This window comes from Allobosea sp. (genome assembly GCF_035999205.1).
GTDB lineage: Bacteria > Pseudomonadota > Alphaproteobacteria > Rhizobiales > Beijerinckiaceae > Allobosea.
The window spans coordinates 220,483-241,193 of the sequence record NZ_DASYHA010000026.1; the positions used below are offsets into that span (position 1 = coordinate 220,483).

General features: G+C 67.1%; 23 protein-coding genes. 8 read left to right on the plus strand and 15 right to left on the minus strand.

Going from position 1 to position 20,711, the window contains the following annotated elements:
• Nucleotides 1-5: 5 nt before the first annotated feature.
• On the minus strand, nucleotides 6-983 hold the full coding sequence (locus tag VGN82_RS22970; RefSeq protein ID WP_327529398.1) for a Bug family tripartite tricarboxylate transporter substrate binding protein: 978 nt from the start codon (nucleotides 981-983) through the stop codon (nucleotides 6-8).
• Nucleotides 984-1,127: 144 nt separating this feature from the next.
• Here VGN82_RS22970 and VGN82_RS22975 point away from each other — a divergent pair, with 144 nt between their 5' ends.
• From VGN82_RS22975 to VGN82_RS22990, 4 genes are all read left to right on the plus strand, one after another.
• Complete coding sequence (locus VGN82_RS22975) at nucleotides 1,128-1,823, plus strand: SDR family oxidoreductase (RefSeq protein ID WP_327529399.1); 696 nt, start codon at nucleotides 1,128-1,130, stop codon at nucleotides 1,821-1,823.
• A gap of 179 nt (nucleotides 1,824-2,002) precedes the next feature.
• Nucleotides 2,003-2,644, plus strand: coding sequence for an RraA family protein (locus VGN82_RS22980; RefSeq protein ID WP_327529400.1), 642 nt, complete (start codon nucleotides 2,003-2,005; stop codon nucleotides 2,642-2,644).
• A 149-nt stretch (nucleotides 2,645-2,793) separates the two neighbouring features.
• A complete protein-coding gene (locus VGN82_RS22985; RefSeq protein WP_327529401.1) occupies nucleotides 2,794-4,470 on the plus strand; it encodes a methyl-accepting chemotaxis protein in 1,677 nt (558 codons plus the stop codon).
• Nucleotides 4,471-4,566: 96 nt separating this feature from the next.
• Complete coding sequence (locus VGN82_RS22990; RefSeq protein WP_327529402.1) at nucleotides 4,567-5,658, plus strand: ATP-dependent DNA helicase; 1,092 nt, start codon at nucleotides 4,567-4,569, stop codon at nucleotides 5,656-5,658.
• Between the two features lie 134 nt (nucleotides 5,659-5,792).
• On the opposite strand, the gene VGN82_RS22995 is transcribed toward VGN82_RS22990, so the two are convergent.
• The gene (locus VGN82_RS22995) at nucleotides 5,793-6,539 is read right to left on the minus strand and encodes an anti-sigma factor (protein ID WP_327529403.1); all 747 of its coding nucleotides are present in this window, start codon (nucleotides 6,537-6,539) and stop codon (nucleotides 5,793-5,795) included.
• On the minus strand, nucleotides 6,536-7,099 hold the full coding sequence (locus VGN82_RS23000; protein ID WP_327529404.1) for a sigma-70 family RNA polymerase sigma factor: 564 nt from the start codon (nucleotides 7,097-7,099) through the stop codon (nucleotides 6,536-6,538). Before VGN82_RS23000 ends, VGN82_RS22995 begins: the two co-directional genes overlap by 4 nt.
• Nucleotides 7,100-7,296: 197 nt before the next feature.
• Here VGN82_RS23000 and VGN82_RS23005 point away from each other — a divergent pair, with 197 nt between their 5' ends.
• From VGN82_RS23005 to VGN82_RS23015, 3 genes are all read left to right on the plus strand, one after another.
• The gene (locus tag VGN82_RS23005) at nucleotides 7,297-8,091 is read left to right on the plus strand and encodes a DUF4394 domain-containing protein (RefSeq protein WP_327529405.1); all 795 of its coding nucleotides are present in this window, start codon (nucleotides 7,297-7,299) and stop codon (nucleotides 8,089-8,091) included.
• Between the two features lie 199 nt (nucleotides 8,092-8,290).
• Nucleotides 8,291-9,757 (plus strand): DUF1800 domain-containing protein, encoded by a 1,467-nt coding sequence (locus tag VGN82_RS23010; protein WP_327529406.1) that lies wholly within the window; start codon nucleotides 8,291-8,293, stop codon nucleotides 9,755-9,757.
• Between the two features lie 5 nt (nucleotides 9,758-9,762).
• Nucleotides 9,763-11,010, plus strand: a complete 1,248-nt coding sequence (locus tag VGN82_RS23015; RefSeq protein WP_327529407.1) for a DUF1501 domain-containing protein — start codon at nucleotides 9,763-9,765, stop codon at nucleotides 11,008-11,010.
• On the opposite strand, the gene VGN82_RS23020 is transcribed toward VGN82_RS23015, so the two are convergent.
• The 4 genes from VGN82_RS23020 to VGN82_RS23035 form a co-directional block, all read right to left on the minus strand.
• The gene (locus tag VGN82_RS23020) at nucleotides 11,000-12,085 is read right to left on the minus strand and encodes a tetratricopeptide repeat protein (RefSeq protein ID WP_327529408.1); all 1,086 of its coding nucleotides are present in this window, start codon (nucleotides 12,083-12,085) and stop codon (nucleotides 11,000-11,002) included. The two genes, VGN82_RS23015 and VGN82_RS23020, sit on opposite strands and share 11 nt — an antisense overlap.
• 30 nt (nucleotides 12,086-12,115) lie before the next feature.
• The gene (gene leuD, locus VGN82_RS23025; RefSeq protein WP_327529409.1) at nucleotides 12,116-12,718 is read right to left on the minus strand and encodes a 3-isopropylmalate dehydratase small subunit; all 603 of its coding nucleotides are present in this window, start codon (nucleotides 12,716-12,718) and stop codon (nucleotides 12,116-12,118) included.
• Nucleotides 12,719-12,816: 98 nt separating this feature from the next.
• Nucleotides 12,817-13,293, minus strand: coding sequence for a DUF6644 family protein (locus VGN82_RS23030; RefSeq protein ID WP_327529410.1), 477 nt, complete (start codon nucleotides 13,291-13,293; stop codon nucleotides 12,817-12,819).
• A gap of 6 nt (nucleotides 13,294-13,299) precedes the next feature.
• On the minus strand, nucleotides 13,300-13,644 hold the full coding sequence (locus VGN82_RS23035) for a DUF6152 family protein (protein ID WP_327529411.1): 345 nt from the start codon (nucleotides 13,642-13,644) through the stop codon (nucleotides 13,300-13,302).
• Between the two features lie 122 nt (nucleotides 13,645-13,766).
• Here VGN82_RS23035 and VGN82_RS23040 point away from each other — a divergent pair, with 122 nt between their 5' ends.
• On the plus strand, nucleotides 13,767-14,360 hold the full coding sequence (locus tag VGN82_RS23040; RefSeq protein WP_327529412.1) for a hypothetical protein: 594 nt from the start codon (nucleotides 13,767-13,769) through the stop codon (nucleotides 14,358-14,360).
• Here VGN82_RS23040 and VGN82_RS23045 read toward each other — a convergent pair.
• The 8 genes from VGN82_RS23045 to VGN82_RS23080 form a co-directional block, all read right to left on the minus strand.
• Nucleotides 14,344-14,976 (minus strand): LysE family translocator, encoded by a 633-nt coding sequence (locus tag VGN82_RS23045; RefSeq protein WP_327529413.1) that lies wholly within the window; start codon nucleotides 14,974-14,976, stop codon nucleotides 14,344-14,346. The two genes, VGN82_RS23040 and VGN82_RS23045, sit on opposite strands and share 17 nt — an antisense overlap.
• A complete protein-coding gene (locus VGN82_RS23050; RefSeq protein ID WP_327529414.1) occupies nucleotides 14,977-15,417 on the minus strand; it encodes a metallopeptidase family protein in 441 nt (146 codons plus the stop codon).
• A 14-nt stretch (nucleotides 15,418-15,431) separates the two neighbouring features.
• Nucleotides 15,432-15,677: a hypothetical protein gene (locus tag VGN82_RS23055; protein ID WP_327529415.1), complete on the minus strand. Its 246-nt coding sequence runs from the start codon at nucleotides 15,675-15,677 to the stop codon at nucleotides 15,432-15,434.
• A gap of 24 nt (nucleotides 15,678-15,701) precedes the next feature.
• Entirely contained in the window at nucleotides 15,702-17,120 is a 1,419-nt protein-coding gene (gene leuC / locus VGN82_RS23060; protein ID WP_327529416.1) for a 3-isopropylmalate dehydratase large subunit, read from the minus strand.
• Nucleotides 17,121-17,229: 109 nt separating this feature from the next.
• Nucleotides 17,230-17,400, minus strand: a complete 171-nt coding sequence (locus VGN82_RS23065) for a hypothetical protein (protein ID WP_327529417.1) — start codon at nucleotides 17,398-17,400, stop codon at nucleotides 17,230-17,232.
• 112 nt (nucleotides 17,401-17,512) lie between these two features.
• Nucleotides 17,513-18,556, minus strand: a complete 1,044-nt coding sequence (locus VGN82_RS23070) for an HlyD family secretion protein (protein ID WP_327529418.1) — start codon at nucleotides 18,554-18,556, stop codon at nucleotides 17,513-17,515.
• Between the two features lie 15 nt (nucleotides 18,557-18,571).
• Nucleotides 18,572-20,203: an efflux MFS transporter permease gene (locus tag VGN82_RS23075; RefSeq protein WP_327529419.1), complete on the minus strand. Its 1,632-nt coding sequence runs from the start codon at nucleotides 20,201-20,203 to the stop codon at nucleotides 18,572-18,574.
• Nucleotides 20,200-20,649, minus strand: a complete 450-nt coding sequence (locus VGN82_RS23080; protein WP_327529420.1) for a MarR family winged helix-turn-helix transcriptional regulator — start codon at nucleotides 20,647-20,649, stop codon at nucleotides 20,200-20,202. Before VGN82_RS23080 ends, VGN82_RS23075 begins: the two co-directional genes overlap by 4 nt.
• Between the last annotated feature and the right edge of the window lie 62 nt (nucleotides 20,650-20,711).

Genomic DNA, 20,711 nt, shown 5'->3' on the forward strand with positions numbered 1-20,711 from the left:
TTGCCTTACTGCTGCAGCCCCGCGGCCGCGACCAGCGGCCGCCAGGCGTCCATGCCGGCCTTGATCGTCGCGGCGAATTGCGCCGGGGTATTGGGTTCGGGCGCGACGAAACCGAGCTGCTCATAGCGCTGGGCGATCTCGGGCGAGGCGACGATCGCGGAGATCTCGCGGTTGTAGAGCTCGACGATCGCCTGGGGCGTGCCCTTCGGCAGTAGATAGCCGTTCCACCCATTGCTCTCGAAGCCCTTGATGCCGGCTTGCGTGAAGGTCGGCACGTCCGGGAGCGCTGGTGAGCGTCCTGCCCCCGACACGGCCATGACTTTCAACGTGCCTGCGCGGTGCTGCTCGCTGAAGTCGGCGACGGTCGCGACCGCTCCCGACAGACGGCCGGCGAGCACGTCCTGCATCGCCAGCGCCATGCCGCGGAAGACGACCATCTCGACCTTGGCGCCGACCGCCTCGACGAAGCGCAGGCCGGTCAGATGGGACAGGCTTGCCTGGAGCGGCACGGCGAGATTGGCCTTGTCGGAATTCTTCTTCAGCCAGTCGATGAAACCCGCCAGGTCGACAGCTCCCGCCTGCTGGGATGCTGCAACGGCAAGCTGGAAGTCGGCGGCACGAACGACCGGCTCGAAATCGGCAAAGACGTCATAGCTCAGGCTCTTGAAGGTCACCGGCGCGAGCACGACCAGCCCGATGTTGCCGATGAGCACGGTGGAGCCGTCCGGAGCGGCCTTCTTGACCTGCTCGGCGGCGAGCCGGCCCGATGCACCGGCATTGTTCTCGATGATCACGCTGCGGTTCAGGCGCTGCGAGAGGCGCTCGCCGATCAGCCGCGCCATCGCATCCGTCGAGCCGCCCGCGGCGAAGCCGACGATCATGCGAATCGGCCCTGGGGGCAGGTCCTGCGCCGACGCGGACACAGACAGGCCGAGGCCCGTGGCTGCTGCCGCTGCCGAACCGATAAACTGGCGCCGATCCATTCCTTGGTTTCTCCCATCATTTTAGCCCTGCCCCTCTGTCGGAGCAGCGCGCCTTAAGATCATATCGGCCACGCGGCCTGAACCCTTCCGCGGGCGGGACTGCCATGGTCCCATCGCAGGGGCCGAGCTGAGAGGATTGCCACCATGCCCCAGACCTGGATGATCACCGGCGCCAATCGCGGCATCGGGCTTGCGCTGACGATGGAGCTGGTACGCAGGGGCGACCATGTCATCGCCGCCGCGCGCGATCCCTGGGGCGGAGCCTTGGCGGAACTGGCGGCCGAACATGTCGCTGCACTGACCCTGGTGGAACTCGACGTCACCTCCGATGACAGCGTCGCGGCGGCAAAGGCCTCGCTCGAGGGCCGGCCCATCGACGTGCTCCTGAACAATGCCGGGATCTACGGTCCGCGCGACCGGCAGAGCGCGTTCGATATGGACTTCGATGCCTGGCGCGAAGTCTTCGAGGTCAATGTCTATGCGCCTTTGCGGATCGCTCAGGCCTTCCTGCCGAATCTCGAGGCGGGAGCGAGCCGCAAGATCGCGACGATCTCCAGCCGCATGGGCTCGATCGGCAATAACCCGTCCGGCAACATCGCCTATCGTTCGTCCAAGACCGCCGTGAACATGACCATGGTGCTGTTCGGGAACGCTGTGCGCGAGCGCGGCATCACGCAGTTGCTGTTCCATCCCGGCTGGGTGCGGACCGACATGGGCGGCGGGGGGGCCGACATCGCGCCGTCCGAGAGCGCGGCGGGCCTGATCGCCACGATCGATGCCTCCGGCATGGCTGAAACCAACAGCTTCCGCACCTGGCAGGGCGAGACGATCCCCTGGTGAGCCCCGGTCCGTGAACCTGCGGCAGGCCTGCCCCCGGCATGCGCGGGCGGGGACTGGACCCGCCTCAGGTCCTTGCCGCACTCTGCGAACGGTACGCGCCCGAGAAGTGGCGCGATCGAAAGCCGTCTGGCTCAGGAGGGAACGGGATGTCGGAACGCGCAGGATCTCTTGATCTGGAGATGTTGAGGACCAAGCTCTATTCGGCCGTGCTCTCGGATGTGCTGGACGAGCTTGGCTCTCCGAACCAGGCCCTGAAGCCCTTCGTGCGACCTCTCGACGAGGCCTCGATCCTGTGCGGTTTCGCCCGAACCGGCCTCTACATGAAGCGCTATCACCTGCCGGAGGGCCACAACCCCTACTCGCTGGAAATGGACCTGATCGACAGTCTGCAGCCGGGCGAGGTCGCCGTGCTGGGCTGCGACGGGCCGACCGACCGCATCGCGCCCTGGGGCGAGCTTTTGACCACGGCCTCGATGGTGCGCGGCGCGGCGGGCTGCCTGACCGATGGACTGGTCCGTGACATTCGGCGCATCAAGGAGCTCAAGTTCCCGCTGTTCCATGGCGGAATCGGCCCGCTCGACACCAAGGGCAGGGCCGAGATGATGGCCAAGGACGAGCCGATCGAGGTCGCTGGGGCGCGGGTCGAGCCCGGCGACTTCATTTTTGGCGATGCCGATGGCGTCGTCGTCGTTCCCAAGCGCCTGTTCCGCGAGGCGGTGACGCTCGCCCTTGCCAAGATCGAGGCCGAGGACACGACGCGTGAAGAATTGCTGGCGGGGGCGAGCTTGCGCTCGGTGTTCGAGCGTCACGGTGTTCTCTAGCCCGCATGGCCGAAGGGATCGCCGCTTGGCATGCAAGGATAGGTAACCGGCTAATATATTGAACTGTCTTGGTTTTTGTTGGCCCGTTAACCTGCCGTTCGTTCGCGTCTGCGAAACAGCTGCCAACTACGACCAAGGCGGCCTCGACGATGCGTAGACTGGGACTGACGGGGAAGATCATTCTGCTCTTCGCCCTGCTGAGCCTGGCGGCGGGGGCGGGGCTCGTCAGCGCGGTGCGCGGTCTCGGTGACGTCCAGCGTATCGACGAGGAGGCCATCGAGGCTCTCGACCTGGCCAACCGGGCGGCCCTGCTCACGAGCCGGGTGGCCTATGCCTCGCTGCTCAGCCGCTTCGACAACAATGCGAGCGCACGCGATGTCGGGCTCGCGCTCGATCAACTGGACGGCGCGGTGGATCTGGTCGACTCGGCCCGCGCCAACCTGATGTCCTCGCTGCCGCGCGAGATGCTGCAGGCCAACCCGGCGCTCGATCCTGCGATCCGGACCTTCATCGACTTCCAGCGCGATATCGTCGATATCGGCCGGCGTGTCTCGCCGAAGGCGGCTTTGCTCGAGGCCGGGGCCGATGAGGCGCGCCGGAACGTCAGCCAGATCATCGTGACGACGACGGCCATCCGCGATCAGCTCGCCCGCATGGCGGAGGCCGCGAAGACGCGCGGCGCCGAGCTTGCCGCCAGCCTGCGCGAGCGGACGATCGCCATCGCCCTGCTGCTGCCCCTGTCCGGCGGCGTATTGGCCTTCATCCTGCTGAGGCTGCACCTGACCCGTCCGCTGCGCGATCTGATGGCCGCGATTGCGCGGGCGACGTCGTCGAATGAGCTGATCGAGGTGCCCCATCAGGGCCGGACCGACGAGATCGGTCAGTTGGCGCGGACGGTGCGGACGCTGAGCGAAGTCAGAGCGACGCTGGTGACACGGGATGCCGAGGCCGATCTGGCGCAACAGCGCCGGCAGGAGCGGACGCTGGAACTGCGGCGTATTGCCGACGAGTTCGAGCAGCGCCTGGGATCGCTCCTCGCCGAGATCGCCGGTTCGAGCGAGGTCCTGCGCGCAGCCCTGCAGGATTCAGCCGTACGGGTCCATCAGGTTTCAAGAAGCGCCGAGACGGCCGCTTCCTCGGTCGCCGGAGCCGGCGAGGACGCGCAGCGCAGCAGCGAGGCTGCGCTCCGGCTTGAGGCGGTGATCGACCAGATCAACGCCGAGGTCCGCAGGGTTTCCGTCATGGCGACGGGTGCTACGCGGGACGCAGCGGGCACCACGGCGCTGGTCCACCGCCTGACCGACAACGCCTCGCAGATTCGGGACGTCGTCGGGATCATCGAGGCGATCGCGCGCCAGACCAATCTGCTGGCCCTGAACGCGACGATCGAGGCGGCGCGTGCGGGCGTTCACGGTCGCGGCTTTGCCGTCGTTGCAAGCGAGGTCAAGGAACTGGCCGGACAGACCGGCGAGGCGACGGCTCGGATCGTCGCCCGGATCTCGCAGGTCAACGAGGCGCTGTCGCATGCCGCCGAGGCCGTCTCGGCGATTGCGACCAGCGTGGGCGCCGTCGAACAGACCAGCACCGAGATTTCCACCATGGTCGGGTCTCACACCGAGCTGCTCGGCTCGCTCGGCGAGACGGTTTCGCGGATATCGGCCGTCACGGAAACCGCTGCTGGAGCGATGTCCGAGATCGCCATCGCCAATGCCCAGACGGTTGCGCAGGCGGATATGGGCGCGGCCAGCGCGCGGGCGCTCGAGGAGCGTATCGGGACGCTGCAACGGGAAGCCTTCGACTTCGCCAGACGCTTGCGGGCGGCGTGACGGCACCGCGCCTTCGTTCTTCTTCGGTTCTGCTCTTGCCATCGGCGCGCGACTCGTCCCCATCTGCGGCATGATCCCGCTCGTCCCGATCCACACATGACCTGGTCGCCGCAACAGGATGCCGCGCTCAGCGCGGTCGCGCGCTGGCTGCAGGCCGGCGAGCCGCAGCTCTTCCGCATGTTCGGCTATGCCGGCACCGGCAAGACGACGCTGGCGCGCCACATCGCCGAGGCCGTCGACGGCGATGTCGCCTTTGCGGCCTTCACCGGCAAGGCGGCGCTCGTGCTGCGCAACAAGGGCTGCGTCGGCGCGCAGACGATCCATTCGCTGATCTACCGTTCGCGCGGTGTCGACGAGGAGAGCCCGACCTTCGTGCTCAACCGCGAGAGCAATGCCGCCAAGGCCAAGCTGATCATCATCGACGAATGCTCGATGGTGGACGAGGAGCTCGGCCGGGACCTGCTCTCCTTTGGCACGCCGGTGCTGGTTCTCGGCGATCCCGCGCAGCTGCCGCCGGTCAAGGGCGGTGGCTTCTTCACCGAGACCGAGCCGGACATCATGCTGACCGAAGTGCATCGGCAGGCGGCGGACAACCCGATCGTCAGGATGTCGATGATCGTGCGCGAGGGCGGCCGGCTCGATGTCGGTGACTACGGTCCCAGCCGGGTCATCCGCCGCAGCGAGGTCGACCCCGAGTTGGTGATGAGCGCGGACCAGGTGCTGGTCGGCATGAACAAGACCCGGCGCAACTATAATGCCCGGATGCGGCAGATCATGGGCCGGACCGAGACTGTGCCGGTTGCTGGCGAGAAGCTCGTCTGTCTGCGCAACGACAAGAGCAAGGGGCTGCTTAATGGCGGCTCATGGGTCGTGCAGGAGCTGAAGACCTCGAAGAAGGGCCTCGTCACCATGCGGGTGACGCCGGAGGACGACCCCAACGGCAAGCCTGTGAAGGTCTCGGTGCTGCCGAACTTCTTCGACGGCACCGAGGACGAGATTCCCTGGGAGCTGCGCAAGCATACCGACGAATTCACCTTCGGCTATGCGCTGACCGTGCATAAGGCGCAGGGCTCGCAATGGGACGACATCGTCCTGTTCGACGAGAGCTTCGCCTTCCGCGAGCACCGGGCGAGGTGGCTTTACACGGGGCTGACCCGGGCGGCGGAGACGATCACGGTCGTGGTGTAAGGTGGTTCATTCCGCCGCGTGATGCCAGGCGGTCTTCGTCAACCGCCCGTCATCCCGGACGGAGCGAAGCGCAATTGCGCCGCTCGTCCAGGATGGAGGCGTTAATCCGAGACCGACCAGCGGGGATCGATCGCCTACAACGCTTGCGAGGTCGTGCCCTTCGCCACGATCGGCCCCGTCGGTCTGCCTGTCGGAGAGCCGGTCGCGTTTTCGATCGTGATCTCGAAGAGCTGGTCCTTGCCCAGCGGCATCCGGTCGAGCCTGAGCGGTGTCGTGCGAGCGCGATCGATCAAGCCGACCGAGCGCGGGCCGACAGCGCGGTCCCAGAGCGTCCAGATTTCCAGCGCCTTGCCTTCCGGTACGGCGATGTTCTGCAGCGGCACCATCTCGACACGGCCATCGGCGAAGGTATTGACGACCGCAGCCGCTACATTGGTGTCGGTCAGCAGCACCGCGACCATGAGAGGCTGGCGGTTTGCACGCTCGAGCGCGCCGTTCAGCCCGAAGGCTAGCAGGAGCGCCGCCAGTGCACCGGCGAAGGCGGCACCGCGCCAGACGAAGAGGCTGTTCCACCAGTTCGTCAGGGTGTTGCCGGCCTTCGTCGCCTTGGCGCGCCCGCGTTCCGCGGCGGGCAGGATTGCCGCGATCTCGGCTTCGATCCGGGCCCAGAGGCCGGGCGAGGGCGGGATCTGCGGGGCCGTGGCGTCAATCGCGGCAAGGTGGCCGCGCCAGCTTTCGACGGACGCCGCGAGTGCCGGCTCGCGTTCGATACGCTGCTCCAGCAGCGTGCGGTCGGCGCCCTCGACGAGGCCAAGGACATATTCGCCTGCGAGCGCGTCGCGCTCTTGAGGCGTTGCATTCGGATCCGAAGAAGGGCTCATCCGAGGCACTCCTTCAGCGAGATCAGGGAGCGCCGGATCCAGGATTTGACGCTGCCGATGGGCAGTTTCAGCCGTCCGGCGATCTCGCCATGGGTCAGCCCCTGCACGAAGGCGAGCAGCACCAGACCTCGTCGCTGCGGTGGCAGCGCTTCCAGGCAGGCATGCAGCGCCTCGGCGTCGGACAGCTTCGACATGACGGTCTCGGGATCGTCCTCTTCGCTTGCCGCCTCCGCGGCGATGGGAGCATCGCTGGTTTCCGTCCGCTTCTCGTCGCGCAGGATTGAGAGCGAGCGGTTGCGCAGGATCGCATAGATCCAGGTCAGGCCGGCGCCGCGCTGCGGATCGAACCGCGCGGCATGCCGCCAGATCAGGACAAAGGCATCCTGCACCGCCTCCTCGGCCAACGCGCGACGCTTCAGCAGACGCTGCGCCACACCGATCATACGCGGGGACTCGGCGTCGTAGATGCGCCGGAGCGCAGATTTATCGCCCGAGGCGCAGGCCAGCAGCGCCGCCTCGATCTCTCCAGCCTTCTGCGTCGACACCCCGTCCCCCGCCATCCTCGTCTCCTTTTGGCTCCGTCCGCAGCGGCCGAAAGCCAACCCCGATTTACGCGCCGGGTTCCCGTTCAGATGCGCAGTATTTCTTTATTTTTTCGCCCGCATCCGGCGCTCCCGGCCGAGCTTATCCGACCTGAGTGCTGCGGCCACCGAGCGCCCGAGCGGCACCCCTACAACGAATCCGGAGGATAGACGACATGACCAGGACCACACGGCTTGCGCTGATCGCTTCGACCATCCTCGGTGCGTCATTTGCGGCCTCTCTGTCGGCACAGGCCGCCACGCTGGCCGCGCTGACCGGTGACGACACCCTCACCATGATCGACATCGCGACGCATAAGGCCGGCAAGTCGATGAAGGTCACCGGCATCTCCGGCAAGATCGCCGGCATCGATGTCCGCCCGGCCGACGGCATGCTCTATGCGCTGACCACAGACGGCACGATCTACACGGTCGATTCGGCCGGCAAGGCTACGATGAAGTCCAAGATGGACACTGTGCTTTCGGTCAGCGCCATGGCGACGGTCGATTTCAACCCGGCGGCCGACCGCCTGCGCGTGATCGGCTCGGACGGCACCAATCTTCGCGTCAATGTCGATGACGGCAAAACGACTGTCGACGGTAAGCTGAAATTCGCCGAGACCGACATGCACAAGGGCGAGACCCCGATGATCGTTGCCGGCGCCTACACCAATTCAGTGAAAGGCACGAAGGAGACCGCGCTCTACGACATCGACGGCAAGATCGGCGGCCTGCTCAAGCAGGCGCCGCCGAATGACGGCGTTCTCGGCGCGGTCGGCAAGCTCGGCGTGATGTCGAAGGCGATCGCCTTCGACATCGCGACCGCCGCGGACGGAACGAATACCGGCTGGCTCCTCGCGGACGGCGCCCTGCACAAGGTCGACCTCGCCACCGGCAAGGCCTCGATGGTTGGAAAGGTGACAGGGCTCAGCGCGTCGGTGCGTGACGTCGCAGCGCTGCCGGCGATGTGATCAGCCTGATACTGACCGGCCAATCGAGAGCCGCCGCCTCGCGAGAGGCGGCGGTTTTTCTTCGTTTCCGAAGCCAATTCGGGTTCTTCTGGTTCGGTTGATCCGGGAAGCCTTGCATTCTCGCGTTTCGCTTCTGGTTTTTGCCACAGTTCTGCGGCCACTCTGCGCTGGCCCGACGAATATGAGCGGAGGCGACGGCATGGCGAGCCCATCCGATACGCGGAAGGACAGCGTGGGATTGCAGCGCTTCGGCCTCGGCTTCGGGCTGGGGCAGGGCCCGGCGATCAGGGCTGGCGCGCGTGACCGCATGTTGGCCGAGATCGAGCGGCATGCGCTGCCGCAACCGACCGGCCTGCCATTTTCCGGAGCGGCCGAGATTGGCGCCGCGCTCTATGCCTTCGAGGATCGCGAGCGGCTGGAGCGCGAAGCGAGGCGGGCGGCCCAGAACGCGCCGACCCAGGGCGCCGGAACGCAGGTTGCCGCAGCCCAGCCGGCGCCTGCCCCATCCGCGAGCCAGAACCAGATGGCGCCGCCGAAGCCGGCCAATGAGCCCGCCTTGCCCTACAGGACCTATCGTGAGGAGGTGCTGGCGCGCGTGCGCCTCGCGCTCGAGGCCGAGACCGGCTTCGGCGAGCGGCTGGTGCAGTTCTGGTCGAACCATTTCTGCATCGGCGCGACCAAGAGCAACATGACGCGGATCATGGCCGGGGCCTATGAGCGCGAGGCAATCCGGCCGCATGTCTTTGGTCGTTTCGAGGATATGCTGGTCGCGGCCGAGAGCCACCCGGCGATGCTCGACTTCCTCGACAACCGGCTTTCGATCGGCCCGGGCTCGCCGGCCGGAAAGCGACGCGGGCGCGGTTTGAACGAGAATCTGGCGCGCGAGATCCTCGAACTGCATACGCTCGGCGTTTCCGGCGGCTATGCGCAGGTTGACGTCACGAACCTCGCCCGCATCATTACCGGCTGGACGGTGGTCGGCCGGGAAGCGGTGCTGGGATTCCCGGGCTCGTTTGCCTTCAATGCCGGGCTGCACGAACCCGGTGAGCCGCCGCTGCTCGGCAAACCCTATGGCCAGCCGGGCAAGGAGAAGGGGCTAGCTGCCTTCAGCGACCTTGCGCGCCATCCCGCCACGGCCGATTTCATTGCAATCAAGCTCGTCCGGCATTTCGTCTCGGACGAACCGCCGTCCGCGCTGGTGCGCGACCTCGCAGCGGTGTTTCGCCGGAGCGAGGGCGACCTTGCTGCGGTGTCGCGCGCCCTGATCGAGTCGAATGCGGCCTGGGCGGCGGAGGCGACCAAGATCCGCTCGCCGCAGGAGTTCCTGCTCGCTGCCTTCCGCGCACTGGGCCGCAAGCCGGATTTCGGTCAGATCATCGGGCCGCTCAGCACGATGGGGCAACCCTTCTGGCAGCCCTCGGGTCCGAACGGCTATCCTGATACGAACGATGCTTGGGCCTCGCCCGAGGGCATCAAGACGCGGATCGACGTCGCCGCCGGCTGGGGCCGGCAGGCGGCGGGCAATGTGCCCGATCCGCGGGTGCTGGCCGAGGACATCCTCGGGCCGCTGCTCTCTCCCGAGACGCGGCAGGCGGTGGCTCGGGCCGAGAGCAAGCCACAGGCACTGGCGCTGATGCTGATGTCGCCCGAATTCCAGCGGAGGTAGGCCCGATGCTCGATGACGACGATGATTGCGAACGGATGACGCCGTCGCGCCGTGCCGTGCTCGGCGCGGCTGGAGCGCTCTTCGCCTGGTCCTTCGTGCCGAAATTCGCTTATGCGGCGGCGGGCAGCCGCGACCCGCGTTTCCTGCTGGTGGTGCTGCGCGGCGCACTGGACGGGCTTTCGGCCGTGCCGCCGATCGGCGACCCCGAATACGCCGCCTTGCGCGACGACATCGCCTTGACGCGCGACGGGCCTGATGCGGCGCTGCCGCTCGACGGCTTCTTCTACCTGCACCCGGCGATGCCGAATCTGGCGAGACTCTATGCCTCGGGCCAGGCTTCGATCGTCCATGCGACAGCCACCGGCTATCGCGAACGCTCGCATTTCGACGGGCAGGACGTGCTGGAGAGCGGCCAGCAGGGGCCCGGCAAGACGGAGAGCGGCTGGCTCAACCGGCTGATCGCCAGCCTGCCGGCGGGGGAGGGAATTTCCCAGCGCGGCGTGCTCGGCGTTGGCGTGGTGCCGCCGCTCGTCGTGCGTGGCGAGGCGCCGATCCTTGGCTGGGCGCCGCCGCGCATGGCGCGGGCCGGCTCCGATCTGATCCAACGCCTCGGCGATCTCTACGGCCAGCGCGACCCGGCGCTGGCGCGGGCGCTTGCCCAGGCGAACCTGACCGAGGGCATCGCTCAGCGGCGCGGCATCGGTAGTGAGATCAAGGGCGGCGTCGGGCCGGACAGCGCCGAGGGCATGAAGCGCATCGCCGAGGGCGCGGCGGCTCTGGTCGGCGCCGATGACGGGCCGCGCATCGCGGCGCTTGCCTTCGAGGGCTGGGACACACATGCGAACGAGGGCGGGGCCAAAGGCCGGCTGGCGCAGCTGCTCGGCGGCCTCGACGGCGCGCTGGCGAGCTTCGAAACAGGCCTCGCCCCGGTCTGGAAGGACACGGTTGTGATGGTGGTGACCGAATTCGGCCGGACCGCGAAGGTCAACGGCACGGTCGGCACCGATCATGGCACGGGCACGGTTGCCTTCCTCGTCGGCGGAGCCGTCAGGGGTGGGCGGATCATCGCAGACTGGCCGGGCCTGAAGCCGGAACAGCTTTACGAGAAGCGCGACCTGAAGCCGACGACCGACATCCGTGCCGTGGCGAAGGGCGTCGTCTCCGAGCTGTTCGGGCTGTCGGGACCGGTGCTGGCGGAGAGGGTCTTCCCGGGCACTGGTGGCTTATCCCCGGTCGCTGGGCTCATCGTCTGAAGGCTGCCCCCAACTGCGCCGCGCCGCTGCGCATGCGGGCGACCTGCCCGAGTACCTTGAATCTGGCCAGACGCATGAGGCCACGCAGATCGGCAGAGCCGGCGGCCGCAAGGGAGCGTGCAAGCGCAGCCGCTGCCTCGTCGAAGCGACCTTCGTCGTGGAGGACGTTCGACAAGACCCTCAGCATCTCGGGATGCTCCTGCGTCAGCACCACCGCTCGTTCCAACGCCGCGAGAGCTTCCTCGATTCGGCCGGCGAAGCGAAGCTGTTCCGCCAACGTAACCCAGGTGGCATAGGCCGTCGGATTCAGCTCGAGGGCCCGGCGGGCGAAGGCAACGGCGCGTTCCGGGTTGCGGGGACCTGCCGCGCGAGCGAGCGCAACGAAATATGATGTCGAATTCCGACGGTGATCGCGCGCGGACTGCGTCACGTCTGTGAAATCAGTCTCGCCTGCCAGCGTGCGCAGGACCAGCGGAAGAAGCAGGCCGCACTCGCCGAGATAAGTGCCTGATGGATGGCCGGAGAAGGGCAGTGCGATCCGGCGAACTGGCATTTCGCGCGCGATCAGGTCGACATGGCAGCGGTCAAGGCGATGAGCGGGATCGTAGACAACGACCGCAGGGAGATCCGCTGGCAGCGGCCCCGCCAGCTCGGGCTGCCAGTAGATGTCATGCACTGTCGCCGCCCATCGTGTGTCGAAATCTGCCTTTCGCGGATGCAGGCTGTATTGCGGGGAGATCGCCAGCGCGCCCGTCGCGCCGATCATCGACCCGAAGCGCAGGGCTGCGTAGCCGCCCATGCTTGAACCATAGGCCAGCACGCGATGGTAGGACTTGGTGGCTGCGGCGACCGCCGCAACCATGTCGCGCCATTCCGGCTCCTGGTACCAGGCGTTACGCCGGTTGACGACGTGGATCGCGGCGATGCCGGCCGCGGCACAGACCGCTTCGCCGAAGGCCAAGCGGTCGAGTTTGGGTTCGTCCGTGTAGGGATCGAAGGTGACGACGCAGGCTTCGCCCGGCCGCAGCGCGGCCTTGACCAGCAGGTTCCCCGAGCGAAAGAGGGTGTCGGTCACACGGGAGGGCCGCGAGGCGCGGTTGGTACCTCAGGCCCAGGCGCGCTGCTTCAGCTTCTCTTCGAAAGCCTCGATCTTCGGGGCCTTTTCCATGGTCAGGCCGATATCGTCGAGGCCGTTCATCAGGCAGTGCTTGCGGAACGGGTCGATGTCGAACTTCACCGTGCCGCCGTCGGGGCCCTTGATCTCCTGCTTTTCGAGATCGACCGTCAGCGTCGCGTTCGAGCCGCGATCGGCGTCGTCGAACAACTTCTCGAGGTCTTCGGGCGAGACCACGATCGGCAGAATGCCGTTCTTGAAGCAGTTATTGTAGAAGATGTCGGCGAAGCTTGTGGAGATCACGCAGCGGATGCCGAAGTCGAGCAGGGCCCACGGGGCATGCTCGCGCGAGGAGCCGCAGCCGAAATTGTCGCCGGCGACCAGGATCTCGGACTTGCGGTAAGACGGCTGGTTCAGCACGAAATCAGGGTTTTCCGATCCGTCGTCCTTGTAGCGCATCTCGGAGAACAGTGCGGTGCCGAGGCCGGTCCGCTTGATCGTCTTGAGATACTGCTTGGGGATAATCATGTCGGTGTCGACATTGATCACCTTCAAGGGCGCGGGGGTCGAGGTCAGCGTGGTGAAGGGCTGCATGGGAAAACTCCTGATCGACAGTCCTTTAGCCGAACTGCAGGGCGCCGGAAAGGTGGCGCAAGCCCCTGACGGCATTGCATTCGCGTCAAGGCTTGGCGTCAGATATAGGCGATGTAGCGCCCGGCCGCGGCGACGCCGAGCCAGATGACCAGCGATAATGCGGCCGGCACCCGTGCCGCGCGCGCCGTCATGCCCGGATAGCCGCGTTTCAGCGCCCGCTCCATCCAGATCACGTTCAACAGCCCGATCGCGATCAGCGCGAGCTTGATCTGGAAGGAGGGGTTGCGGATGATCGCGCTCGCCTCCGGCGTGAACAGGACGATGCCGCTGGCGAGAAGCACGCAGAAGGCGCCGATCGCGACGGGGCGGAAGCGGCGGATCACCGCCTCCGTGGCGTCCTCTCGCAAGGCACCGAGGATGCGCAGATCCATGACCGCGACGCTGGAGAAGAAGACCAGCACCGCCAGCACGTGCACGACATTGGCGATCGGATAGATCAGCACGGCGTCACGAATGGCCTGGCCGAAGGCCGAGCGCTCGAGCGTGTGCAGGATGGCGATGCCGGCATGCTCCACGCTGGCTCACCTCAGCTCGAAGCGCTTGCCGGCGACCTCGATCCATTCCGCCCGCATCTCGCCTTGCTTGACGCGGCTCGGATAGCCATAGGCGGTGACGGTGGTGCCGACCTTGATCAGGTCCTGAGCGGCGCCGCGCGCCTGCATCCGTGAGGGCGGGGCGAGGGTGAGTTCCCACTCCTTGCCGTCGGCGGTGATGTCGGCATGGACATGCGGGTTGACGAATTCGAGCGTCTTGATCGGCCCGGTCAGCGTCACCGGGTTCTGGGCGTCGTAGGAGCCCCAGCCGTGATGGGCGAGGGCGGCGGCGGGCAGGGCTATGGCCAGGGCGGCGAAGGAGAGGCGGCGCATGGTCGGTCTCCGCGTTCGTGTTCCGGGCCGGAGGTTAGAGCCGTTCGAGGCGGCGTCAATGTTATGGCGATCACAGGATCGCGTTCACGGATTTGTCAGCGCTGTCGGCCAATATCCCCGCGATGATCGGATCCGTCTCCCGTCATGAAGCCCTGAGTGATCTCGCCGCGCGCGAACTGGCGGGCGAGACGCTGCTATGGGGCGGGCAGCCCGATGTGCGGCGCAGCTTCCTCCGCGTCCTGCCGATCTGGCTCTTCGCACTGCCCTGGACCGTGCTGTCGCTCATCTGGGAGTATGTCAGCGTCGCCGGCATGCTCTTCGAGGGCTTCCGGGGCACGCCCTCGGGACTGGCGTGGTTCTTCACGCTGTTCGGATTGCCGTTCCTGCTCGTCGGCTTCGGTATGCTCGGCTATCCATTCTGGGTCGCGCGGCGGGCCCGGCGCTGCCTGCATGCTCTGACGAACGCCCGGCTGGTGACGCTGATCGCGGGGCGGAAGCCCGAAATCCGCAGCCATGACCCGTCGCACATCGTTTCGCTGGTGCGGCGCGATCTCGGTGGCGGCAACGGTGATCTCGAGATCGGCTTCGGATCGGTGCGCGACTCTGACGGCGATAGCGTCGAGCTGAAGGAGAGCTGGATTGGCGTGCCCGACGCGACCGGGCTCGAGACGCTGTTGATCGGGCGGGCAGCGCCCTCCGTCAAAGCTGCGCAGTGAGGAGCTTGAAGCTCGCGAAGGCAAAGAAGGCGGCGAGGACGGCTTCCGCCCGGCGCCGGATGCGGCGGTAGCCGGCGATCATCGGCGCGCTGGAGAAGAGGATCGCATAGCCCTGGTTGATCGCCAGCGAGATCAGCCCGCAACCGATGATGATGGCGTGGACGAGCGGTGTCGGCGCGTCGGGGCGCAGGCCGAGTGCGATGATCGCCGTCCAGCTCAGGATCGCCTTCGGGTTGGTGATGTGCATGAGATAGCCGCGCAGGAAGGTGCGGCGTCCGGAAACGGCGGCCTTCGGTGCGGGCATGTCGACCCGCATGGCCGAACGGGCCGAACGCCAGGCCAGGAAGAGCAGATAGAGCCCGCCGACGATCTTGATGGCGTGGAGCGCGCCGGGATGGCCCGCAATCAGGGCCGAGACGCCGATGGCGGCGAGGATGCCCCATGTCAGGGAGCCGGCGGTAACACCGAGCGCCAGCGTCATGCCGGCGCGGCGGCCGCGCTCCATCGAGGTCGCCATGACCGCGAGATTGCTCGGGCCTGGGCTGGCGACGGCCAGGATGAAGGCCGAGTAGACCAGTGTCAGGGCGGGGAGGTGGCGCGCGAGTTCGTCGAGCATCTAGCGTTCCGCCGCAGCTTCGATGGCTTCCATATCCTCGTCGGAGAAGCCGAAATGGTGGCCGATCTCGTGAACCAGCACATGGGTGACGATGCCACCCAGTGTCTCGTCGTTCTCTGACCAGTAATCGAGGATCGGTCGGCGATAGAGATGGATCGTGTTCGGCATCTGGCCGGTCTGCGGGGCAAAGCCCTGCTGCGGCAGGCCGATGCCCGTGAACAGGCCGAGGATGTCGAAGGGGCTTTCGGCCTGCAGTTCCTTGCAGACATCGTCCTCGGGAAATTCCGTGACGTTGAAGATCACGTCGGCGCAGAGCGCGCGGAACTCCTCGGGGAGGCCGTCGAAGGCCGCTTGTGCGAGGATCTCGAAATCCGCGAGCGAAGGGGCCTTCGCTCCATCCCAGGCGATGTCGGAAGCGGCTGCCGCGGCGGGTTTGATCACGGGAACGCTGCCCATCACCAGACCTTGAGCTGATGGCCGAGCCACCAGGCCAGAACGATCACGCCGACCAGCGATAGGGAGCGACCGATGCGGCGGCCCCAGAGCTCGATCTTGTCGCCCTCGGGCGCGTCGCTGCCGGTGAAGTGATCGGCAGCCCGGCCCATGGAGGAGCCGAGCAGGCTTTCGCTGTCGCGCTTGACGCGGTCGAGCGCCGCCTTGGCCTCGGCGGCGCGGGCGGCTTCGCGGGGATCGTTCGACATGGCGCTCTCTCCCCGCGACGACCCTCAGCCCAGCGTCCTCACATCGACGAAGCGACCTGCGAGCGCGGCGGCTGCCGCCATTTGCGGCGAGACCAGATGCGTTCGGCCACGATAGCCTTGGCGGCCCTCGAAATTGCGATTCGAGGTCGAAGCCGCGCGCTGGCCGGGCTTGAGCTGGTCGGGGTTCATGCCGAGGCACATCGAGCAGCCTGGCTCGCGCCATTCGAAGCCGGCGGCGAGGAAGATCTTGTCCAGCCCCTCGGCCTCGGCCTGCTGCTTCACCAGGCCGGAGCCCGGGACGATCATGGCGTAGTCCAGCGAGCCCGCGATCTTCTTGCCTTCGACGATCTTGGCGACGGCGCGCAGATCCTCGATGCGGCCATTGGTGCAGGAGCCGATCCAGATCACGTCGAGCGGGATCTCGGTCATCTTGGTTCCGGCGGTCAGGCCCATATACTCCAGCGCGCGCTTCTTCGAGGCGCGCTTGACCTCGTCCTCGATCAGCGACGGATCGGGCACAGCGCCCGCGACAGAGATGACGTCCTCGGGGCTCGTGCCCCAGGATACGATCGGCGGCAGGTTGTTGGCGTCGAGCTTGACGATGCGGTCGAAATGCGCCCCCTCGTCGGTGTAGAGCGTTTCCCAATAGCGCAGGGCCTCGTCCCAGGCCGCGCCCTGCGGCGCCTTCGGCCGGCCCTTGAGATAGGCGAAGGCCTTCTCGTCAGGCGCGACCATGCCGGCGCGGGCGCCGCCCTCGATCGACATGTTGCAGACCGTCATGCGGCCTTCCATCGAGAGCGCGCGGATGGCCTCGCCGGCATACTCGATGACCGAACCGGTGCCGCCGGCGGTGCCGATCTCGCCGATGATCGCCAGCGTGATGTCCTTGGCGGTGACGCCCTTGGCGACTGTGCCATCCACCTGGACGAGCATATTCTTGGCCTTCTTCTGGATCAGCGTCTGGGTGGCGAGCACATGCTCGACTTCCGAGGTGCCGATGCCATGCGCCAGCGCCCCGAAGGCGCCATGCGTCGAGGTGTGGCTGTCGCCGCAGACGATGGTGGTGCCGGGCAGGGTGAAGCCCTGCTCGGGGCCGACGATGTGGACGATGCCCTGGCGGATATCGAGCTCGTCGAAATACTGGACGCCGAAATCCTTGGCATTCTTGGCGAGCGCCTCGACCTGGATGCGGCTCTCTTCTTCGGCGATGCCCTTGGAGCGGTCGGTCGTCGGGATGTTGTGGTCGACGACGGCGAGCGTCTTCTCAGGCGAGCGGACCTTGCGGCCGGTCATGCGCAGGCCCTCGAAGGCCTGAGGGCTGGTGACCTCATGGACGAGGTGGCGGTCGATATAGAGCAGGCAGGTGCCATCGTCCTGCCGGTCGACGATGTGGTCGTCGAAGATCTTGTCGTAGAGCGTGCGGGGAGCGGACGTCGCGGTCATGGCTTGAAGCCTTCAGGTCTCGTAGTCGGAACGGGGAAATCAGCGGAGCTTGCGGCTCGTCGCCGGGACATGTCTTCGGTCGGCCTGTCGCCCGCGCAGGGCGCGGGTCTCAGGCGCGGCTAAGGCCGACGAGCGAGGCGGTGAAACGCCCGAAGAAGCGCCAAGGGAGGCGGGAATGGTCGTCGAGCGCGACGAAGTCCTGCGTCGTCGGCAGGGCGGGCAGATGGCCCTCGCCCTGGACGGTGTTGAAGCGCTGGAGCTGATGCACGGCGTGCGACATGGCCACTATGTAGCAGTTCCAATCAAGCCGGACAATCGAGACCGGAGACTTGCGGGACCCTGTGAGGCCACAGGCTTGCGCGTCGGTTGCTGACGTGGCTTCGGCGCGGCGATCAGCCCGGAGACGCGGTGTCGACGCTGACGACCACGGACATGCCGGGGGCGAGCCGCTCTGCCAAAGGCTGGCGCGCATCGATCGCGATGCGGACGGGGAGCCGTTGGGCGATCTTGACGAAGTTGCCCGTCGCGTTCTCGGCGCGGATGACACTGAATTCGGAGCCCGCTGCTGGAGAGAAGCGCTCGATATGGCCGGTCATCGCGGCGTGATGCAGGGCATCGACCGTGAAGCTGACGGGCTGGCCGATCCGCAGGCCGGCGAGCTGGGTCTCCTTGAAATTGGCGACGACCCAGACCTGCTCCGGCACCAGTGCGAGGAGCTGCGTTCCAGCCGCGACGTACTGGCCGAGCCGCGCGCCGACTTCGCCGAGGCGCCCGTCCTGCGGTGCGACGATACGGGTGTTCTGCAGGTCGATCTCAGCGAGCTGGACCGCCGCCTCGGCACCCTCGACGGCTGCCTCGAGCGATTGCCGGTTGACGATCGCGGTCTGCACATCCTGTTTGGCGACGTCGACCGCGGCCTGGCTGGCAGCCAGCGAGGCCCGGGCCTGGTCGAGCGTCATCAGGGACTGGTCCGTGCTGCTCTGGGTGACGACGCCGCGTTCGCGCAGCGGCTCGATCCGGCCCCAGTTCGCCTCGGCGGTCCGCAGCGTGGCCTGGACGCTTTCGACATTCGCCTCGCTCTGGCGGAGGCGTGCTTCGGCGGCTCGGCGCGCCTGTTCGGAGTTGGCGAGCGCGGCGCGCTGGGCTGCGAGCGTGGCCCGGGCCTGATCGCGCTTCTGCGTGAAGATGCGGTCGTCGATCCGGACCAGCAACTGGCCCTGCTTCACCTGTGCGAAGTCCTGGACGGCGACTTCGGCGACATAGCCGGCGAGCTGCGGCGAGATCACGGTGACCTGGCCGCGGACATAGGCGTTGTCGGTCGTCTCCACGCTGCTCGTGAAGGGCGGCAGGCGCCAAGCGTAGAGGATGAAGGCGAGGCCGACGAGGCCGATGGCCAGCGCGACATAGGTCGAAACGGAGCGGAAGAGGCGGGTCATGGTCGACAACGATGGTCAGGCGGCCGCAGGGGCCGGCGCGGTCGCGCGCGATTTCAGATGCAGGATGGCAAGATGGGCGAGAAGCCCGCTGAGGGCGAGGCCGGCGATGAGCGCGATCAGCAGGAAGGCGTCATTGTAGGCGAGCACGGTCGCTTCCCGCGTCGCCTGCTGGGCGAGCAGGGTCACCCCCTCGGCGCGCGTGAGAGCGGAATCGGTGAGGACATGCCCGTAGCCGCCGCCGAGCTGGCCGACGCGCGCCGAGACGAGCGGATCGGACAGGGCGAAGTGCTCCGCCAGCACATGGAAATGGAAGTTCGTGCGCAGCGTGATGAAGGTACCGAAGATCGCCGAACCGAGCAGGCCGCCGATGCTCTGCGTGAACAGGAAGACGGTGATGAAGCTCAGGATGTAGAGCGGTCCGCGTGCGATCGCGGCGCCGAGGCCCTGGCCCATCGCCGCCGGGAGGACCAGCGCGGAGCCGAAGGCCACGAGTGATTGGCTGAGCCAGATGTCGTGCGGCCTGGTCAGGCTGGTGGCGCCGCTGTCGAGCCAGGCGCCGAGCGCGACGCAGGCCAGCGCTGCGGCATAGAAGGCGTTCTCGCGGCCGGGGCGCAGCAGCGCCGCGCAGGTCAGGCCGCCGGCGACGATCGCGCCGAGGATCACGGTGTAGAGCGGCAGGGTCTGTTCGTTCTGGAGACCCAGCGCCTGGAAGAAGTTGGAGGCCCCGACCGACTGCTCGGACAGGACGACGCGCAGCAGGAGCAGGACGCCGGCGAAATGCAGCGTCGTCGGGCTCGTGAGCCAGCGGATGTCGATCAGCGGGCTCTCGCGATGCAGTTCGATGATCGCGGCCAGCGCCAGGCAGGTGACGGCCAGCGCGGCGAGCCAGCCGAGCCAGGGGGCCTCGAACCACCAGTAGATGCGGCCGAGGCTCAGCGTGATCGCGATCGCGCCGAAGCCGATGGCGATCAGCAGGTAGCTGACCACATCGAGCAGGCCGATGCATTTCACGCGCGGCGGCGTTGCCAACGGCAGGGCATAGACGAAGCCGAAGGCCAGCATGGCAAGTCCCATCTCGAACAGGGTCAGGCCATGGAAACCACCATGCTCGAGCAGCCAGGGCGAGATCAGCCGTGTCACCGGCGGGCCGAGCGCGGTGTTGGTCAGCGCCAGCGAGATCCCGACGGAGAGCTTCCGCTTCGGTACCATCGGCTCGATCATGTAAAAGAAGGCGAGCGAGGACATCGGCGCGGCCGCCATGCCGCTCATGAAGCGCACCGCCACGGCCGATTGCAGGTCGTAGACGAAGAAGTTGAGGAGTGCGGCAAGCACGAAGCCGGCGAGGCTGAGCTCCGCGAAATGGCGCAGCCCGTATTGCATCCGGATCTTGATCAGGGCGATCGAGAGGGAGACGTTAGGCGCCATGTAGGCCGCGATCAGCCAGTTGGTTTCGGCGATCGTGGCGCCGAGCTCGCCCTGGATCTGGTAGACGTTGGCCGTGACGAGGTTCTGCCCGATCTGCTGGGTCATCGCCAGCGTCGTCGATGCGAGCATATAGGCGAACGCCCGGGGCAGCGGCATCGTGAACCAGGCCGGCGCAGCCGCAGAGTCGGGGGCCGGTGCGGGGGAGGGCGTGGGCGTGCTCATGGGGCAGCGCTCCGCCCCGCGACGATATTGCGCGAGGTCCGGCGCAGGACGTCGAGGGCTGTTTCGAGCTCCGCCGGCGCGATGCCCTGGAGGATGTCGGCCCGGAGCTCGGCCAGGAATTTGAGGATGTCTTCGGCCTGGGCGCGGGCCGTCTCGGTCAGGAAGACGCGCCTGGCGCGCCGGTCACCCTCGACGGCGCGGCGTTCGATCATGCCCTTCCGCTCGAGCCCATCCAGCAGCCGCACCAGCGTCGGTTGTTCGATGTCGAGGAGGCCGGCCAGGTCGGATTGGGTCGGCCCATCCGCACGCCCGAGCTGCATCAGCAGCCGGGCCCGGGACAGCGTCAGGCCCATCTCCCGGGCGCGCTCGTCGACGAGCGTCCGGAGCTTGCGGTTGACCGCCGCGAGTTCGAACGTGAAGTCGGCCTGGAGATCCGGGAGTGCCATGGGTGCATTTCGATAGCATGCTAATGATTTGCATGCATATAGAATGTCGCTGCCCTGTCGAC

Bases quoted from the DNA above. Each gene is read 5' to 3' on its own strand.
- VGN82_RS22980 (WP_327529400.1), top strand. From the start codon at position 2,003: ATGTTGAGGACCAAGCTCTATTCGGCCGTGCTCTCGGATGTGCTGGAC.
- VGN82_RS23070 (WP_327529418.1), bottom strand. From the start codon at position 18,556: ATGACCCGCCTCTTCCGCTCCGTTTCGACCTATGTCGCGCTGGCCATC.
- VGN82_RS23040 (WP_327529412.1), top strand. From the start codon at position 13,767: ATGATCGGATCCGTCTCCCGTCATGAAGCCCTGAGTGATCTCGCCGCG.
- VGN82_RS23015 (WP_327529407.1), top strand. From the start codon at position 9,763: ATGCTCGATGACGACGATGATTGCGAACGGATGACGCCGTCGCGCCGT.
- VGN82_RS22990 (WP_327529402.1), top strand. From the start codon at position 4,567: ATGACCTGGTCGCCGCAACAGGATGCCGCGCTCAGCGCGGTCGCGCGC.
- VGN82_RS23055 (WP_327529415.1), bottom strand. From the start codon at position 15,677: ATGTCGAACGATCCCCGCGAAGCCGCCCGCGCCGCCGAGGCCAAGGCG.
- VGN82_RS23000 (WP_327529404.1), bottom strand. From the start codon at position 7,099: ATGGCGGGGGACGGGGTGTCGACGCAGAAGGCTGGAGAGATCGAGGCG.
- leuC (WP_327529416.1), bottom strand. From the start codon at position 17,120: ATGACCGCGACGTCCGCTCCCCGCACGCTCTACGACAAGATCTTCGAC.
- VGN82_RS22975 (WP_327529399.1), top strand. From the start codon at position 1,128: ATGCCCCAGACCTGGATGATCACCGGCGCCAATCGCGGCATCGGGCTT.
- VGN82_RS22985 (WP_327529401.1), top strand. From the start codon at position 2,794: ATGCGTAGACTGGGACTGACGGGGAAGATCATTCTGCTCTTCGCCCTG.
- VGN82_RS23005 (WP_327529405.1), top strand. From the start codon at position 7,297: ATGACCAGGACCACACGGCTTGCGCTGATCGCTTCGACCATCCTCGGT.
- VGN82_RS23035 (WP_327529411.1), bottom strand. From the start codon at position 13,644: ATGCGCCGCCTCTCCTTCGCCGCCCTGGCCATAGCCCTGCCCGCCGCC.
- VGN82_RS23075 (WP_327529419.1), bottom strand. From the start codon at position 20,203: ATGAGCACGCCCACGCCCTCCCCCGCACCGGCCCCCGACTCTGCGGCT.
- VGN82_RS23065 (WP_327529417.1), bottom strand. From the start codon at position 17,400: ATGTCGCACGCCGTGCATCAGCTCCAGCGCTTCAACACCGTCCAGGGC.
- VGN82_RS23080 (WP_327529420.1), bottom strand. From the start codon at position 20,649: ATGGCACTCCCGGATCTCCAGGCCGACTTCACGTTCGAACTCGCGGCG.
- leuD (WP_327529409.1), bottom strand. From the start codon at position 12,718: ATGCAGCCCTTCACCACGCTGACCTCGACCCCCGCGCCCTTGAAGGTG.
- VGN82_RS23045 (WP_327529413.1), bottom strand. From the start codon at position 14,976: ATGCTCGACGAACTCGCGCGCCACCTCCCCGCCCTGACACTGGTCTAC.
- VGN82_RS22995 (WP_327529403.1), bottom strand. From the start codon at position 6,539: ATGAGCCCTTCTTCGGATCCGAATGCAACGCCTCAAGAGCGCGACGCG.
- VGN82_RS23010 (WP_327529406.1), top strand. From the start codon at position 8,291: ATGGCGAGCCCATCCGATACGCGGAAGGACAGCGTGGGATTGCAGCGC.
- VGN82_RS22970 (WP_327529398.1), bottom strand. From the start codon at position 983: ATGGATCGGCGCCAGTTTATCGGTTCGGCAGCGGCAGCAGCCACGGGC.